14 protein-coding genes and 1 riboswitch are annotated in these 16,510 nt (G+C 46.1%); of the genes, 7 read left to right on the top strand and 7 right to left on the bottom strand.

Features of this window, described 5'->3' with window-relative positions:
* Window positions 1-134: 134 nt before the first annotated feature.
* The gene (locus DWW23_RS07255; RefSeq protein WP_122352623.1) at window positions 135-542 is read left to right on the top strand and encodes an FKBP-type peptidyl-prolyl cis-trans isomerase; all 408 of its coding nucleotides are present in this window, start codon (window positions 135-137) and stop codon (window positions 540-542) included.
* On the opposite strand, the gene DWW23_RS07260 is transcribed toward DWW23_RS07255, so the two are convergent.
* The 3 genes from DWW23_RS07260 to DWW23_RS07270 form a co-directional block, all read right to left on the bottom strand.
* Window positions 539-1,438, bottom strand: coding sequence for an MBL fold metallo-hydrolase (locus DWW23_RS07260; RefSeq protein ID WP_122352624.1), 900 nt, complete (start codon window positions 1,436-1,438; stop codon window positions 539-541). The genes DWW23_RS07255 and DWW23_RS07260 overlap by 4 nt on opposite strands.
* Window positions 1,439-1,530: 92 nt before the next feature.
* Window positions 1,531-3,816, bottom strand: a complete 2,286-nt coding sequence (locus DWW23_RS07265; RefSeq protein WP_122352625.1) for an NADP-dependent malic enzyme — start codon at window positions 3,814-3,816, stop codon at window positions 1,531-1,533.
* 212 nt (window positions 3,817-4,028) lie between these two features.
* Window positions 4,029-5,696 (bottom strand): formate--tetrahydrofolate ligase, encoded by a 1,668-nt coding sequence (locus DWW23_RS07270; RefSeq protein ID WP_122352626.1) that lies wholly within the window; start codon window positions 5,694-5,696, stop codon window positions 4,029-4,031.
* Between the two features lie 392 nt (window positions 5,697-6,088).
* Here DWW23_RS07270 and DWW23_RS07275 point away from each other — a divergent pair, with 392 nt between their 5' ends.
* Window positions 6,089-6,541 (top strand): hypothetical protein, encoded by a 453-nt coding sequence (locus DWW23_RS07275; RefSeq protein ID WP_122352627.1) that lies wholly within the window; start codon window positions 6,089-6,091, stop codon window positions 6,539-6,541.
* An 88-nt stretch (window positions 6,542-6,629) separates the two neighbouring features.
* Here DWW23_RS07275 and cobI read toward each other — a convergent pair whose 3' ends face one another.
* Window positions 6,630-7,328: a precorrin-2 C(20)-methyltransferase gene (gene cobI / locus DWW23_RS07280; RefSeq protein WP_122352628.1), complete on the bottom strand. Its 699-nt coding sequence runs from the start codon at window positions 7,326-7,328 to the stop codon at window positions 6,630-6,632.
* A 68-nt stretch (window positions 7,329-7,396) separates the two neighbouring features.
* Window positions 7,397-7,600, top strand: a riboswitch (cobalamin riboswitch).
* Window positions 7,601-7,647: 47 nt separating this feature from the next.
* On the opposite strand from cobI, the gene DWW23_RS07285 reads away from it, so the two are divergent.
* The 4 genes from DWW23_RS07285 (at window position 7,648) to DWW23_RS07300 (ending at window position 11,636) form a co-directional block, all read left to right on the top strand.
* Entirely contained in the window at window positions 7,648-8,808 is a 1,161-nt protein-coding gene (locus DWW23_RS07285; protein ID WP_122352629.1) for an ABC transporter substrate-binding protein, read from the top strand.
* A 9-nt stretch (window positions 8,809-8,817) separates the two neighbouring features.
* A complete protein-coding gene (locus tag DWW23_RS07290; RefSeq protein WP_075557692.1) occupies window positions 8,818-9,855 on the top strand; it encodes an iron ABC transporter permease in 1,038 nt (345 codons plus the stop codon).
* Window positions 9,856-9,857: 2 nt separating this feature from the next.
* Window positions 9,858-10,856 (top strand): ABC transporter ATP-binding protein, encoded by a 999-nt coding sequence (locus DWW23_RS07295; RefSeq protein WP_122352850.1) that lies wholly within the window; start codon window positions 9,858-9,860, stop codon window positions 10,854-10,856.
* Between the two features lie 102 nt (window positions 10,857-10,958).
* A complete protein-coding gene (locus DWW23_RS07300; protein ID WP_122352630.1) occupies window positions 10,959-11,636 on the top strand; it encodes a hypothetical protein in 678 nt (225 codons plus the stop codon).
* A gap of 49 nt (window positions 11,637-11,685) precedes the next feature.
* On the opposite strand, the gene DWW23_RS27040 is transcribed toward DWW23_RS07300, so the two are convergent.
* Window positions 11,686-11,790: an HU family DNA-binding protein gene (locus tag DWW23_RS27040; RefSeq protein WP_316251394.1), complete on the bottom strand. Its 105-nt coding sequence runs from the start codon at window positions 11,788-11,790 to the stop codon at window positions 11,686-11,688.
* 358 nt (window positions 11,791-12,148) lie between these two features.
* Entirely contained in the window at window positions 12,149-12,964 is an 816-nt protein-coding gene (locus DWW23_RS07315; RefSeq protein WP_122352632.1) for a phage integrase SAM-like domain and Arm DNA-binding domain-containing protein, read from the bottom strand.
* 147 nt (window positions 12,965-13,111) lie between these two features.
* Between DWW23_RS07315 and DWW23_RS07320 the strand changes: the two genes are divergently transcribed.
* A complete protein-coding gene (locus DWW23_RS07320) occupies window positions 13,112-14,668 on the top strand; it encodes an ATP-binding protein (protein ID WP_122352851.1) in 1,557 nt (518 codons plus the stop codon).
* On the opposite strand, the gene cbiD is transcribed toward DWW23_RS07320, so the two are convergent.
* Window positions 14,655-16,496 carry a cobalt-precorrin-5B (C(1))-methyltransferase CbiD gene (gene cbiD, locus DWW23_RS07325; RefSeq protein WP_122352633.1) on the bottom strand — a complete coding sequence of 614 codons (1,842 nt, stop codon included), beginning with the start codon at window positions 16,494-16,496 and terminating at the stop codon, window positions 14,655-14,657. The two genes, DWW23_RS07320 and cbiD, sit on opposite strands and share 14 nt — an antisense overlap.
* Window positions 16,497-16,510: the final 14 nt, after the last annotated feature.

The raw sequence follows: 16,510 nt of genomic DNA on the forward strand, positions 1-16,510 counted from the left end.
GCATGTTTTATGTATGACTGATCGCTTGCTCGGATAGTTCAATTATTTCTAATTCAGAGCGATTGCCTTGTTATGCAAAATGAAGTTTAGGCTCGTTTTAAAGAATGACTTATCTTTGTCGTTAAAAAGGAAAAATGGCAAAGAACAGGAAAGAAGAATATAAAGAACAGAATCTGTTGTTTCTGGAAGAAATTGCTTTGCAGGAAGGTGTAAAGAAACTGGCAGGGGGAATATTATATAAAGTAACGGAGCCGGGCAGTGGGACTGTTTCTCCCGGGCCGGATAACGTTGTTTCCGTGCATTACCGGGGAACTCTGATCGATGGGCGTGAATTTGATAATTCATACGAACGTAACTGCCCGGAGGCTTTCCGGCTGAATCAGGTAATAGAAGGATGGCAGATAGCACTTCAACAGATGCATGTAGGGGATAAATGGGTCGTTTATATACCATATACCTCCGGCTATGGAAACCGGGCTTCCGGTCCGATACCGGCATTTTCTACCTTGATCTTTGAAGTGGAGTTGCTGGGAATTGCTTAGTCTGCCAGGAAAACAACCTCGAGTCCATCGTAGGCGGCACGTAAAGGTGCAGGAAGGTGAGCATCCAATTCGGCTTGTGTTCCATGCAAGGTACGTGCAAGATGAGTGAGGTAGACAGGTTGTCCAATGGATGGGGTGTAACGTTTTGTAGCCGTTAAGACACGTACGATCTGTTCGATCTGTGCCACACTGGTGTGCGTAAAAAGGCGGTAGTCACTGTCATGTCCCATTCCTATTGTCGCTTCCATGATCAAGGCAGTGATAGGAGTTCCCTTCTGATGTGCGTCGATCCCGATCAGACGGGTTGCCGTTGCTGTGAGCCCGGATGTGTCTGTAGCGTAAAGTATACGCGTTCTTTGTTTTTCAATCAGATAAATAAGAGCCTGTTCAAAGAGATGGTCCGTTGCGTGATTTCCCGGAAGCGGAGTAAAAGTCAAATCGCCTATCGTGATTTGCTGTCCGATGTAAATAGGAGTGATCACAGGAAGATCCAGATTCAGCTCTTTAGCGGCTTTTTCAAATTCATCTTTTGCTATGTCGTACCAGGTCTGACTTAAGTAGACTTGTTTGATACCAAGTTTGAGAGCCGCAGAAGGGTTGTAGTGGTCGCCGTGCGAATGTGTGTAGAAGATGACTTCCGGATGGCAATCGGCAGGCAGCATATCTTTGTCAGTCGGCGTGAAATCAATGAGAATATGTCCGTCCACAAGGATACTCGTTAAGCGGCGTAGTTCCCCGCGCTCATCCCGTCCGTCCCAGTCGGCAGCACCTGTCCCTAAAAAGCGGACAGTGATACGCTCGTCCGTTTTTGCATTAAAAAGGTTTGCTTTGATACTGTCGGGAGTTCCAGCCAGCAGAGTCGATGCTGTCAATCCTACAAATGTTCTTCTATCCATGGCTTTTTATGTATAGGGAGTGTATCTAAAGTCCTTTATACGGAACTTCGGATACACTCCTTTGTTTGAGGTTATTTTTCTGATATCGGATTTTATTCTCCCTTTTCGATCTGTTCCTGTACGATGGCGTCTACGACAGCAACTGTTGTCAGGTTGACGATGTCGCGGGTAGAGCTTTCTACGTCGGTGAAGTGGATCGGTTTGTTCAATCCCATCTGGATCGGGCCGATCGTTTCGGTGATACCCAGTGCATCCAGTAACTTATAGGCACTGTTGGCTGAACTTAAATTAGGAAATACTAAAACGTTGACATCTTTTCCTTTCAGCTTGTTGAACGGATACATCTCGTCGCGTAGTTTCTTGTCGAGAGCGAAGTTTACCTGCATTTCTCCGTCGATCATGATCTCCGGATGGTTCTTGTGCAGATAATCGATGGCATCGTGTACTTTCTGCGGGCTGCCTTGTTTGTCGGAACCGAAGTTTGAATAAGACAACATAGCCATTACCGGATCGTGTGCAAAGAATTTCACGGCGTCGTGTGTAAGACGGGCGATGTCGATCAGCACTTCTGTGGACGGATGGCGGTTGATCAATGTATCGGAGATGAAGAAAGTGCCTTTCTTGCAAGTCATAATATTCATGGCTCCGAAGTGTTTGTATGAAGGACGGATGCCGATAATCTCTTCAGCCAGCTTCGTTACTTCCGAATAGCGGCTGTAAACACCGGTAACGAATGCATCTGCATCGCCTGTCGCTACCATCATCATACCGAATGCGTTACGGCCGACCATCTTTTCGCGTGCTTCAGAGAAAGTAACGCCTTCGCGTGCTCTCTTTTCAGACAGGATACGGGCATAACGGTCGCGGCGTTCTTCTTCACGGTCGTGACGCAGGTTGACGATCTCGATACCTTCCAGGCTCAGGTTTTCTTCTTCTGCAATCTTAGCCAGACGTTCTTCGTTGCCCAACAGGATCGGGTAACAGATACCTTCTGCTTTTGCTTCTACAGCAGCTTTCAGCATGTTGACGTGGTTTGCTTCGGCAAATACCACTCGTTTCGGATTGGCTTTTGCCATGTCGGTGAAGGAACGAAGCATCTTGTTATCGTAGCCCATCATTTCACGCAGGTGGTTGGCATAGCCTTCCCAATCGGTGATGGTCTTTCGTGAAACGCCCGATTCGATAGCCGCTTTGGCTACAGCAACGGATACACGTGTCAGCAGGCGAGGGTCGAGTGCTTTCGGCAGGATATAATCACGTCCGAAAGTCGTACGTTTTAGTTTATAAGCTGCATTGACAACATCCGGAACCGGTTCTTTTGCCAGTTCGGCGATCGCATGAACGGCTGCCAGTTTCATCTCTTCGTTGATCGCTTTGGCGTGTGTATCCAGTGCGCCGCGGAAGATATAGGGGAATCCCAGTACATTATTGATCTGGTTCGGATAATCCGAACGTCCGGTTGCAAAGATGATGTCTTCACGTGAAGCCATTGCATCTGCATAAGAGATTTCCGGATTCGGGTTTGCCAGTGCAAATACGATCGGGTTCTCGTTCATGCTGCGAACCATCTCTTGTGTCAGCACATTGGCAACGGATAATCCCAGGAATACGTCTGTGCCGACAACGGCCTCTTCCAATGTTTTGATATCTCTTGTCGTAGCGAACTCTTTCTTCGATTCGTTCAGGTCTGTACGGTGAGTGGAGATAACTCCTTTACTATCGCACATGATGATGTTTTCCTTGCGGGCTCCCAACATCACATATAATTTGGTACAAGAGATAGAAGCCGCACCGGCGCCGTTGACAACGATCTTTACGTCTTCGATTTTCTTGCCGGTTATTTCCAGTGCATTGATCAGGCCGGCACCGGAGATGATCGCCGTACCATGCTGGTCGTCGTGCATAACCGGAATATCCAGTTCCGCCTTCAGGCGTTGTTCGATCTTGAAGCATTCGGGAGCTTTGATATCTTCCAGGTTGATGCCACCGAAAGTAGGGGCGATCGCTTTTACGGTTTCGATGAATTTATCAGGGTCTTTTTCGTCCACTTCAATGTCGAACACATCGATACCAGCGAATATCTTGAACAGAAGCCCTTTCCCTTCCATGACCGGCTTACCGGCAAGTGCACCTATGTTACCCAATCCCAGAACGGCTGTTCCGTTGGAGATGACAGCTACCAGGTTTCCCTTAGATGTATATTTATAAGCATCGAGCGGATTTTTCTCTATTTCCAGGCATGGTTCTGCCACTCCGGGCGAATATGCCAGCGACAGATCGGTCTGTGTACTATAGGGTTTTGTTGGAATGACTTCGATCTTTCCGGGTTTGCCTTCGGAATGATACCGAAGTGCTTCCTCTTTTGTTACTTTTGCCATAGACTTATGATATTAGTAGATTTAGTACATGTTTTGAAATCGCCCACAAAAGTAACAAATTATTAGATATATAGTACTGAACGCTTACAATTAGTTGGGAATAATTTCATATTTGAAAGGATGGTTAGTTTGATGTATTTGATGAACAAGGATATAAAAAGAAAGGAACTCCGACGAAGCTCCTTTCTTTCCATATAATAAAGATCTTTATATTAACTCAAACCTTCGACCAGTCCGTTGACGATATCGATCCGTTTTGCTTGCGGGTCTTTCGGAAGTCCCGGCATACGCATGATCTCACCCATAACGACCACGATCATTTCGGCACCATTGTTGATGATGATATCACGAACCTTCAGTTCGAAGTCTTTCGCAACGCCGTATGCTTTCGGGTCGGAAGAGAATGAATATTGCGTCTTGGCGATACAGATCGGATAATGAGAGATACCCAGGCTTTCGATCTGCTTGATCTTTTTATCAGCCAGTGTCGTATAGGTGACAGAAGCGGCTCCGTAAATCTCTTCGGATACTTTTTGGATCTTATCGCGTACAGTGTCTGTATCTTCGTAGACGAGTTTCAGAGGACCCGACGGCTTGTTCTCAATCGTGTCTACTACCAGTTTAGCCAGTTCCACGCCACCGTCTCCGCCTTCTGCGAATACGCTGTTCATAGCGAAACCGACACCCAGTTCTTTACAATGCTCGGCAACCAGAGCGATTTCTTCGTCCGTATCGGTTGCGTAACGGTTGAAAGTAACGATCACTTCCTGGCCGAAACGTTTCATATTGGCTACGTGTTTGTCGAGGTTGGCAAAACCGTTGCGCAGACCTTCGATGTTTTGTTCCTTAATCTGTGCTTCAGGAACACCGCCGTGCAGTTTCAAACTCTGTGCGGTAGCCACGATAACGGTCAGTTTCGGTTTCAATCCGGCTTTGCGGCATTTGATATCGAAGAATTTTTCCGCTCCCAGGTCGGCACCGAATCCGGCTTCTGTGATGACATAGTCGCCGTATGTAAGTGCCATTTTCGTGGCGATGATCGAATTGCAACCGTGGGCGATGTTGGCGAACGGGCCGCCGTGTACGAATGCCGGTGTGTTTTCGGTTGTCTGCACCAGATTGGGTAGGAGAGCGTCTTTCAGCAATACAGTGATCGCTCCGGCAACACCCAGGTCGTTGACTGTGAACGGCTGGTCGTCGTTCGTATATCCCAGCAGGATATTACCGATGCGGCGTTTCAGGTCTTCCAGGTCGGTTGCCAGGCAAAGGATAGCCATCATCTCGGAAGCCGGTGTGATGTCGAATCCGGTTTCGGTCGGGACACCGTTGGCCGAACCACCCAGGCCGGATACGATATTACGCAGGCTGCGGTCGTTCACGTCGAGTACACGTTTCCATTTGATTTCTTTCAAACCTTCGCAGGAATGGCGTGTCTGGTAGATATAATTGTCCAGCAGGGCTGTAATCATATTGTGAGCGGATGTAACGGCGTGGAAGTCGCCTGTGAAATGCAAGTTGATATTTTCCATCGGCAATACCTGCGCGTATCCGCCTCCGGCTGCTCCACCTTTCATACCGAAACATGGCCCCAGCGAGGGTTCACGTAAAGCGGCTACTGCTTTCTTACCGATTTTGTTCAGTCCCAGAGCCAGGCCGATAGATACGGTTGTTTTACCGATACCTGCTTTGGTTGGCGTAATAGCTGTTACCAGGATCAGGTTATGTTCTTTGATTTTCTCTTCATCGATCAGGTGAAGGGGCACTTTGGCGATATACCGACCATAGTTTTGTACTTCTTCGCGCGGAATACCCAAACTTGTGGCTACTTCCTTTATTTTACGAAGGGAGACTTCTCTTGCAATTTCTATATCCGATTTCATGTGCTTATGTAAGTTTAAGAGGCAACAAAAGTATATTATTTTTAATTAAATAACAAAATGATAGTATGAAAGGTTTTAAAGCCGGATAACTCCATGTTATTGGTGTTATATTGATAAAAGTTACTAAAAGAAGGGTGAGAATGACTGTTTGGTAAGTAAAGTGGGCGTTTTTCGATTTATTTGTAATCTTCAGTTGGCAATATCAATGCATTTGGATAGGTTTTGTCTTAAAGTATTTTAAAATATGGATAAAGGGTTGTGATGTATGATAATTTGCCTAATTTTGCGCTGTCACAATATCAAAATGAAACTAACAGCAAGTTTATAGTGATAAAAAGAAAGTGTATAACAGTATTAAAAACTTCGGTTTATGTAATTAAGGAGATTTGATTATGGTAACAATGAGATTTAGTTTGGCGGGTGTAGCCTCAAGAGAAGCAGAAACAGGATCATGGATAAGAACAATTGTTGATTGTCTGGGAATCCGTATGTTTTCAAAGATGAATCCTTCGGTAAGTACGAGTAGTGTCGGTTGGGATACGACCAAGCAAAAGGAAATCCAGGATCTTCATCACTATGCCGTCCGCAACTTGATCCCCAAGGCCGGAGTCTATCAGATGGAATTACTGGAATCGCTGGCACAGTCTGCTTCTATTTATTCGCCGGAAGAGGTAGAATCTCTTTATAATGAGACGAGTAAGAAAATAGAAGAGATCAGCAGCCATATTTCAGGTGTATTGGTAAGTGCACGTGAGTTATGCAAGTCGGGTCATCAGAACTGGGAGTCTGTTCAGTCACTTCGTTATCATGTAAACCGCCTGCGTGGCATCGTAGAATCTGCATAGTTTTTGCAAAACAATAATCGGAGCAGATAGTATCCGTACATATCCCTTTCATTTCCGGAAGCGTTCAGCCTCCGGAATATGAAGGGGATTATTGTATGATCATCAGTGAGAAATAGGGGTATATCTTGTCTGCTATGATCTTTTTATCGGATGTATAATATTCTTTTTCTGTCCCTACGTTTTCAAAATAATGGAATTGTGTTTGCGGATGCTTGCGGATACATTCGTGTACGGCTTCCACGCATTGTGAAAGTTTCATGATAACGATTACATATCCCGCGTTTATCTTTTCACTCAATTCGTCGGCAGAAGGCGTACCAGGGATGACGACGATCTGTTCTTCCTGCTTAACGATATGTAAGCCTGCCAGCGCTCCGGCAGCAATGAAGGCCGGTATTCCGGCAATGCGCTGAACAGCGATTCCCGCAGCTGTAAATTTGTCGTATATATATTGTATGGAAGAATAAAAACCGGCGTCGCCTTCGGCTACGATAACGATCTGTTTTCCTTCTGCATAATTACTTTCAGCTTCGTTGTACAGGGCATCGTAGGCTTTCCAGGCCTCCGTGCGGTCTTTACTCATCGGAAGCATGAAACACCGGATGGCTGTTTCGCTTATCTCCAGGGCGCGTACGATATCGGCGGCTCGCGAGATGCTTTCGCCTTGCCTGTTGCGGGTGGCGGGACAGTAGATGATATCTGCTTTCTGGAGTTGGCGGAGACCTTTCACCGTGATAAGTTCCGGTTCGCCGGGGCCTAATGATACAAAACTGATCGGATAAGTCATTTTATTCTTGTTCTTTTATTTGGGATGCAAATGTGCTGAAAATAGTGTAAAGTTGCAAACTTCTTATTACTTTTGCGCTCGAAGTCGGTTCTGTAAAACTCCTGTTCATGGAGACAGATTAAAAGGGAACCGGGTGAGAATCCCGGACAGTCCACGCTGCTGTGAAGCTTTATAAACATCCTGATAATACCTTTTGCCACTGGTCTTTGCGATCGGGAAGGCATTCGGGATGGAAGTAAGTCAGAAGACCTGCCATTTTTTGCATAACGATTGTCCTCGTGGGTTTGGACGGTTTGTGTCGGATAAAAACAAATAGAATATGAATAAGTATTTAGTCGGTGGCTGCCTGTTAGCGTTAATGGCTACATCATGCGCATCGAAAGGAAATCAGCAGGAAAAAGAGAATGCATCGTCGCAACAAACGATTACGACGGATAGGATGGTTCAGATTACACCTAAATATGCCGAAGGTTTTCAGTTGACCTATGCCGACGGTTATGTCCTGATGGATATACATGACCCTCAGAATGAAGAAAGCACGCATTTCCTGTATGCGTTGGTTCCCCGTGGGACAAAGCCGGAAGGTATTCCTGCCGATTATACGGTGATCGAAACACCTGTGCGTAGTGCCATTTGTATGACCTCCCTGCAACTCTCCAATTTCATTAAGTTGGGAGCGGAGGATAAGGTGGTAGGTATCACGAGTACGCGCCATCTGTTTAATAAGACTATCAATAATCAGCTGAAGGATGGAAAGACGGCGAAGATCGGGATCGAAGGTAATTTCGATAATGAGGTGATTATGAGTATCAATCCCGACCTGATCCTGATCTCTCCCTTTAAGCGTGGCGGATACGAGACGATGAAAGATATCGGTATCCCTCTGATTCCTCATCTGGGGTATAAAGAAATGACGCCGCTGGGCCAGGCTGAATGGATTAAGTTTGTCGGCCTGTTACTCGGGATAGAGCAGGAAGCCAATGAGAAATTCTCTGCTATAGAGAACCGCTACAACGAATTGAAAGAACTGACTGCCGAAGGTAAAGTGCAGAAACGTCCTATCGTGTTCAGTGGCGAAATACATGGTGGCAACTGGTATGCAGTAGGAGGAAAGAGCTTCCTAGCACAACTTTTCAAAGATGCCGGCGCTGATTACTTTTTGAAAGACGACGATCGTTCCGGCGGTGTGACGCTCGACTTCGAGACGGTTTATAACCAGGCGGATGAAGCCGATTACTGGCGTATCGTAAACAGCTATCCGGGAACATATACTTATGAATCACTGAAAGATCAGGATCCCCGTTATGCAGACTTCCGTGCTTTCAAAGAAAAAGGAGTGATCTACTGTAATATGCGGGAGAAACCTTTTTACGAAAGCATGCCGACCGAGCCGGAGGTTGTATTGGGCGATTTATTGCATATCTTCCACCCGAATCTACTGCCGGATCACACGCCTGTCTATTATGATTTACTTAAATAAATAGGGACGATGAAGTATTCTAACACTATCCTGATGCTTTTGATCCTTGTCTCGATCGTCGTGTTGCTGTTTTTGAATTTGGTGTTGGGCTCTGTTTCGATTCCTTTCCATTCGGTTTGGAATATCATCTGCGGCAATGGAGATGAACCGGTCACCTGGCAGAATATTATCTGGAAGTCACGCTTTCCGCAGGCCTTGACGGCATTAGTAGCCGGAGCCGGATTAGCGATCAGCGGACTTCAGATGCAAACCGTATTCCGTAACCCATTGGCTGGACCTTCTGTGTTGGGTATCAGTTCCGGTGCAAGTATGGGAGTCGCCTTCGTTGTCTTGCTGAGCGGAAGCCTGGGAGGCGTGGCGTTGAGTAAGCTGGGTTTTATGGGAGAGATTGCCTTATCCATTGCGGCCATAGTCGGTTCCTTATCTGTCATGGCACTGATTGTTTATGTCTCGCAGAAGGTAAAAGGGAATGTGACGCTATTGATTATCGGAGTGATGATCGGCTATGTGGCAAATGCCGTGATCGGTGTATTGAAATTCTTTAGTGTGGAAGAAGATATCCGTGCTTATGTAATCTGGGGGCTGGGAAGTTTCTCACGTGTCTCCGGTAATCAGATGATGCTTTTCGTGGCGATTATGGCTATCCTGATCCCTCTTTCGTTTCTATTGATAAAAACATTGAACCTGATGCTTCTTGGCGACGGGTATGCCCGTAACCTGGGACTGAATATCAAACGGGCACGCCTGCTCGTTATCACCTCTGCCGGTGTATTGACTGCTATCGTGACCGCTTACTGTGGTCCGATCGTCTTCCTGGGACTTGCTGTTCCTCATCTTTGCCGTGCCATTTTCCAGACATCCGATCATCGCATACTGATGCCCGGTGTCTTATTTGTGGGGGCCGCCCTGGCATTGGCTTGTAACCTGATTGCACGTATGCCGGGATTCGAGGGAGCTTTGCCGGTCAACTCGGTAACCGCATTGGTCGGTGCCCCGGTCGTTGCTTCCGTATTATTCCGCAGACGTAAAAACGAACTGAACGAATGAGTATGAAAGAGGCAACTATTCAGATAAACGATCTCTCTATCGGCTATCATTCCAAGAATGATACAAAGCTGGTAGCTAGCCATATAACGACAACAATATATAGTGGTGAATTAACCTGCCTATTGGGAGCCAACGGTGTCGGGAAGTCTACTTTATTACGTACCTTGTCCGCTTTCCAGCCTCGTATATCCGGCGAAATAGCACTACTGTCCCGCGATATACAGGACTATAGTGACAAGGAGCTTAGCACAATAGTGGGAGTGGTGCTGACAGATAAGTGTGAGATACGTAACATGACTGTCCGGGAACTGATCGGGATGGGGCGCAGTCCGTACACCGGTTTTTGGGGACGGCTGGGGAAAGAAGACAAGCAGATCGTAGAAGAATCTATCTCCTTGGTCCGTATCGAAAACCTTGCTTCACGCATGGTGCACACCCTTTCCGACGGCGAGCGGCAGAAGGTCATGATCGCCAAAGCGCTGGCGCAGGAAACACCTGTTATCTTTCTCGATGAACCAACGGCTTTTCTCGATTTTCCCAGCAAAGTCGAGATCATGCAACTATTGCATAGTCTTACCCGTTCCACCAATAAAACGATTTTCCTTTCCACTCACGATCTCGAACTGGCCCTTCAGATAGCCGATAAAATTTGGCTGATGGATAGGGAGAAAGGGATCAGTACCGGTACGCCTGAAGACCTGGCATTGAGCGGTTATCTGAGCGGCTTCTTTGCTCGTAAAGGGATTATCTTCGATATGGAGACCGGACTGTTCCGTATCGACAATCAATATGATAAGAAGATCCGTCTTGTCGGTGGCGGCCAGAAATATGCGATGGTACGTAAGGCTCTTTTACGGAACGGCATCTATGCCGACTCTGAAATAGAATCGGAAAATTGGATCGATGCCGGTGATACTGCGACATCTACCATCACTCTTTGTTTTTCAGGCAGGCAAAGGAAAGAGGTTGCTTCCATCGAGGAGTTATTGTTATCTCTGTAATCTGTCAACTGTCACTTGTCAACTGTCAACTGAAATATGTTAACAGGATAAACTTTTTTCATTTCGTTTGTTATATAGAGGTAATTTAAAACATTAAACGTCATGAAAAAGTATTTCTTGTTTGCCTTTCTGGCCTCTGCATGGGCATTTACTTCCTGCGATAACGATGACGCTCCCGATATCGATGCGGATGTTCCCTTCTATCAGAATCTGGGTGTCGCTTACGACGTCACTAATAATACGACGCGTGTCGGAGCCAATTTCAATAAATTGGATAGTGCCGGGATCAATATCAGGCTGAATGGTCCGGCTTCCATTACAATTAATGGTGAGACACCTGACTTCGATAATGTGGGTACTTATTTTTATACTGATTCATTCTCCGGATTGGATGATATGACTTTTGTCTTTACACGTGCGAAAGATAGTGTCTATACGAATGTGGCTTCCATAAACGATGTGAAACCGATCGCTATTCCCGAATCTTTTACTTCTGCCAAAGCATCAGGTACGACTACGCTTACCTGGGAAGGTGATCCGGTAGGGGAGAATGAACTGGTAGAGGTACATGTAACTTACAGTGGAGGATCATACAGCGTATTTAACCGTACCGAAGGCAGTAAATCCATCAATATCAGTTTCAGTAATTCTTCTTTGCCCGCTAAAGGAACCTTGTCGCTCAGCCGTGCAAAAACTCATCCTTTGCAGGAGAGTAACGGAAATGCCGGAGGTCAGCTGAATGTTTCCTATATTCAGAGCAAGGAGATTGCACTGGAATAAAAATAATGAGGGCAAGACATCAATAGGTCTCGCCCTCATTTCTACAAGGTTACTTTTTGTTCAGACATTGTAATAAAAACTTTCCCGGTTTGAACTTGACGCTGACGCGTGAAGGGATCGTGCAGGATTTGCTGGTTCGTGGATTGCGGCCCAATCGTTCTGTCTGTTGCCAGCAGGCAAAGGAGCCGAATCCTTGACACGATATTATTCCCCTGACTCAGGTTGTCGCTGATTACCTCCTGCCATGTATTGATTATACGGAGGCTTTCGGTCTGTGTATAACCGAGCCGGGAGGCACGCCTACCAGTTCCCCCCCCCCCCCTAGTTTTTTAAGCTGTTTGTTTTGTAACCGGAGGGCACTTTCATAGTTAATGTAAGTGGCATCATTGTTGAGTATGGGGAAAAGCCTTTGGTAACTATTGGATGCATAACGTTTTATGATAGCAATCATTTTCGGGATCAGGCGTATCTTTAATTCCTGTCCGGTTTTCTGCCGTTTATAGGTTAATGTATCACCTTTTATGTTTTCCTTTTGAGGTGGGCGAGGTCAATATACGACATGCCCGGGCATAGTTAGAAAAGAGGAACATATCGCGGGCAAATTTAAGGGTGGGCGATTGTAGTTCATTGTCGGTTAATTTGGCCAGTTGTATCATGACCTTTTCTTCTACGGCACGCTTGGCGGTCTTCTCCACCCGGGTATTGACCTGTGCGAATGGAGAGGGGGCGTTGGGGATAAGTCCGGTATTGACCGCCTTGTTCCAGCAGGATTGCGTGATACGGAGGTAGAAAGAAACGGTGTTGGGGGCGAGTCCTTTTTCGATAAGCCAGGTTTCCAGCTGTTTCATTTTCGTTTCGTCGATATCGTCCAACCGCATGTCTTTCCCTTCCGAAAAGAGGGTGAGCTTATTGAGCGTACTGCGGTAATGGCGCGAAGTGGCTTTCTTTCCTTCCCGGGCAAATTGTGTGCTGAGTTGTTCCATAAAGGAATACAGAGACATTTTATCTTCGTTTTCCTTGCAGGCCGACAGCAGGTTGGCAACCGACAGGGTGTTGTTCTTCTTCAGGAAACGGATGAGATAGAATATGTATTGCTGGCGTTCTTTTATTTGGGTATTCATTGAATACAGGTGCAGCACTTGTTCCGGCGGAGTGCCGGGAGGTATGCGGATACATTCTTTTTGTTCGTCCCATTCATTGTCGGACAGTTTGATCCCCAAAGGTATGCGCGCCACTTTGCGGCAATAGATGATCTGCAAGTAAACGAGCATAGGGCGAGTCGGTTTCGCAGACTTCTTTCGTTTGATCTTTACTGAAATTTTACTCATAACAAGTTCTTTTATAATAAATAAAGGTAACGCCTTGTCAAGAGAAATAGTTTAAACCTGAGAAGAATTGAATCATTCACATTTTAATTGTTACATTATTTCTATCTTTGTATCTGTACTTTTAAAACACGCGGATATATGGAAACAATGTATACCAGAAAATACCCGATAGGGATACAGGATTTCGAGAAAATCAGAAAGGAAGGTTATCTGTATATAGATAAGACCGAATTGATGTATCGATTGGTAAAAACCGGTAGCTACTATTTCCTGAGCCGCCCTCGCCGTTTTGGCAAAAGCCTCCTGATCTCTACGTTAGAGGCTTACTTTAAGGGTAAAAAAGAACTTTTCGAAGGATTAGCCGTCGAAAAGTTGGAAAAAGATTGGCTGACTTATCCGGTGTTTCATCTCGACTTGAATGCTGCAAAATATGACCAGGTAAGCGATTTGGACGACATGCTGAACCGTAAGCTATCTGCCTGGGAAGAATTATATGGTTCCGATCCGGCAGAAAGAAGCCAGGCTTTACGGTTTGCCGGTGTCATTGAACGGGCCAGCATGCAGGCGGGACGACGTGTAGTTATTCTTATCGACGAATACGACAAACCTATGTTGCAGGCTATCGACAATGAAGAGCTGCAAAATGAATACCGCAATACCCTGAAAGCCTTTTACGGTGTGATGAAGAGTATGGACAGGTATATCCAGTTTGCTTTCCTCACAGGTGTAACCAAGTTTGGCAAAGTGAGCGTGTTCAGCGATTTGAATAATCTGGATGACCTTTCGATGAGAAGGCCATATGTAGCCATTTGTGGTATCAGCGAAGAGGAATTACATCGTGATTTCGACGATGACATTCATGCATTGGCTTCTGCGCTCGGTATAACATACGAAGAAACCTGTACAGAATTGAAAATGAGTTTTGACGGTTATCACTTCGTTGAAAACTCTCCCGGGATCTACAACCCGTTCAGCTTGCTCAATACATTTAAATATCGGCAATTCGATAATTACTGGTTCGAAACCGGTACTCCAACTTATCTGGTAAAGTTATTGCAAAAATCAAACTACGACCTTTACCGGATGGCACATACTGAGACAGATGCCGATGTTCTGAATAGCATCGACGCCATTTCGAGAAATCCCATACCTGTAATCTATCAAAGTGGTTATCTGACGATCAAAGGGTATGACAAAACTTTTGACCTTTATCGCCTGGGATTTCCCAATAAAGAGGTAGAAGAAGGGTTTATCAAATATCTTCTTCCTTATTATACTCCGGTGAGCCAGGTCGATACTGCTTTCCAGATCAAGAAGTTTGCCCGGGAGGTTTACGACGGCGATTATGATGCTTTCTTTCGGAGACTGCAAAGTTTCTTTGCCGATACGCCTTATGAGTTGGTTCGTAACCTGGAGCTACATTACCAGAATGTGCTCTTTATTGTTTTTAAGCTGTTGGGTTTCTATGTAAAAGCGGAATACCATACCTCCGAAGGCCGTGTAGATCTGATCTTGCAGACCGACCGTTTCATTTATGTCATGGAGTTCAAACTCGACGGCACAGCAGAAGAGGCATTGCAACAAATTGACGACAAAGGCTATGCCCTTCCGTTCGCATCCGACCCGCGTACCTTGTTTCGCATCGGTGTGAATTTCAGTGCAAAGACTCGTAACATCGAAAAGTGGTTGGTTATTTCCAAATAACTCCTTCTTCCGTTATCAATAAGATAGATAATTCTCCTTTAGGCAGGAGTGGGGTGCAATGTTCATGGCATCTTTTTAATAAGAGATTGAAGAATGTTTCTTGTTCTTCTGCAGGAAGCAATTGCCATAGTTCGCGGGCTAACGTGATGGCGTCGATCTTTTGGATTGTATTTTCGGCACAGCCTGCCTGATGTGCCAGATCTTTTAGGAAGTCTTTATTCATTACTACCTTTTTACTGTGCGTATCGAGGAAGCCTTCAGCCAGTTTGACTGCTTTACCGATCATGATACCCATAACAACCTGAGGGAAGTCGAGCGATGAGGCTATCTTTAGGGTTTCGCCGATAAAGTTTCCGTAATGAACGAATGCCTGTGGAGGCAGTTCGGGGTAACGGGCCTTCAGATACCGTTCACTTTTAGCACCGGAATTTACTATGAGTGTCGTGCAACCGATGGCTTTGGCAACCTCCGTTTCTTTACGTATGGAGGCGATAAAAGCATCGGTCGAGAAAGGGCGTATAATGCCTGATGTCCCGATAATGGAGATACCGCCGACAATACCCAGTTTCGGGTTGAATGTTCTTGCTGCCAACTCTTCACCTCCGGGAACGGAAATTGTGACTATCAGTCCGCAGGCTTCTGTCGTTTTTGTATGATTGGAAATAGATTGCCGATATTCTTCTAAAACGGAAGTCAACTCTTCTGTCATCATCTTGCGGGGTGTTGTGTTGATAGCAGGGCCACCGACTTCCAGTCCCAGACCAGGTAATGTTACCGTGCCGACTCCCGTGCCTGCGACAAAACGGATGGGAGCAGAGGCGGGTTCTTTCGAGAGAGTTACCTTCGCTACGATTTTAGAGCCGTTGGTCACATCCGGGTCGTCTCCGGCATCTTTGATGACTGAGCAGATGGCACTGTCGCCTTCCCATTCGGTTTCAGCGACAGGTAAAGTGATCAATTCGCCTGATGGCAAAGTGATGGAGGATTGGGTTTGTTTCTCCTTATTGAGCAGTGCAATCAGTGCTGCTTTGGCAGCGGCTGTGGCACAGGCGCCGGTCGTGTAGCCATGATGCAAAGGAAAAAATTCCGGTAATAACCGTTCTATTTGCTTACGTAATCCGTCCTCTCCGTAGACGATATAAAATGTTTCGGGAAGTACCGGACGTTTGACGACAAATACAGGGATGGAACGTTTACGGGCGGCAGCTACTTTTTCTATGAAATAACCGGTTTGCCCGCTTTCTTTTGTAATGATAGCGTCCGGCTGCAACCTGTCCATCATCTCGCCGGCATCGTCTTCATTCTGATAGAAAAGTAAATGGTCTATAGGAAATCCCTGTCCGGTGGCAATTGTGAGCGATTCTTCCCGTTTCAGGATACGGAACCAGGCAGGGTACTTTTCCCACCAAGGCCGGAGAGGAGCGATTGTGTTGACTCCGGTCAATGCCAGTAAGCGATGTATACCCTGTTCTTCCAATTTACGGATCGCATCAGTGTAATTGTCGCACCAGATCAGATCTGTGTCACGTGGCGGATAACGCCGTTCGTAGCGGATAACCGGTATTTGGAGGGAAGAAGATACCTTTGCCACAGTCTGGTGTAATGCCGTGGCAAAAGGATGGGCGGCATCGATCAGCAACCGGATGCCGTTTTCGCGGCAGAATGTTTCCATACTTGCCGTATCCATGCCTCCGGTCAGTCGGATGCCGTGCGCACATTCTATTTCCTGAAGCGATCCTTTGGTGGAATAGTAATAAGGTCCGCTTCCTTCATCAGCTATGCGCACACTGGCACGGCCTTCTGTTGTTCCTCCTAATATCAGTATCATCGTTCTTGCTGAAA

The organism is Parabacteroides sp. AF14-59 (assembly GCF_003479515.1).
Classification (GTDB): Bacteria; Bacteroidota; Bacteroidia; order Bacteroidales; family Tannerellaceae; genus Parabacteroides; species Parabacteroides faecis.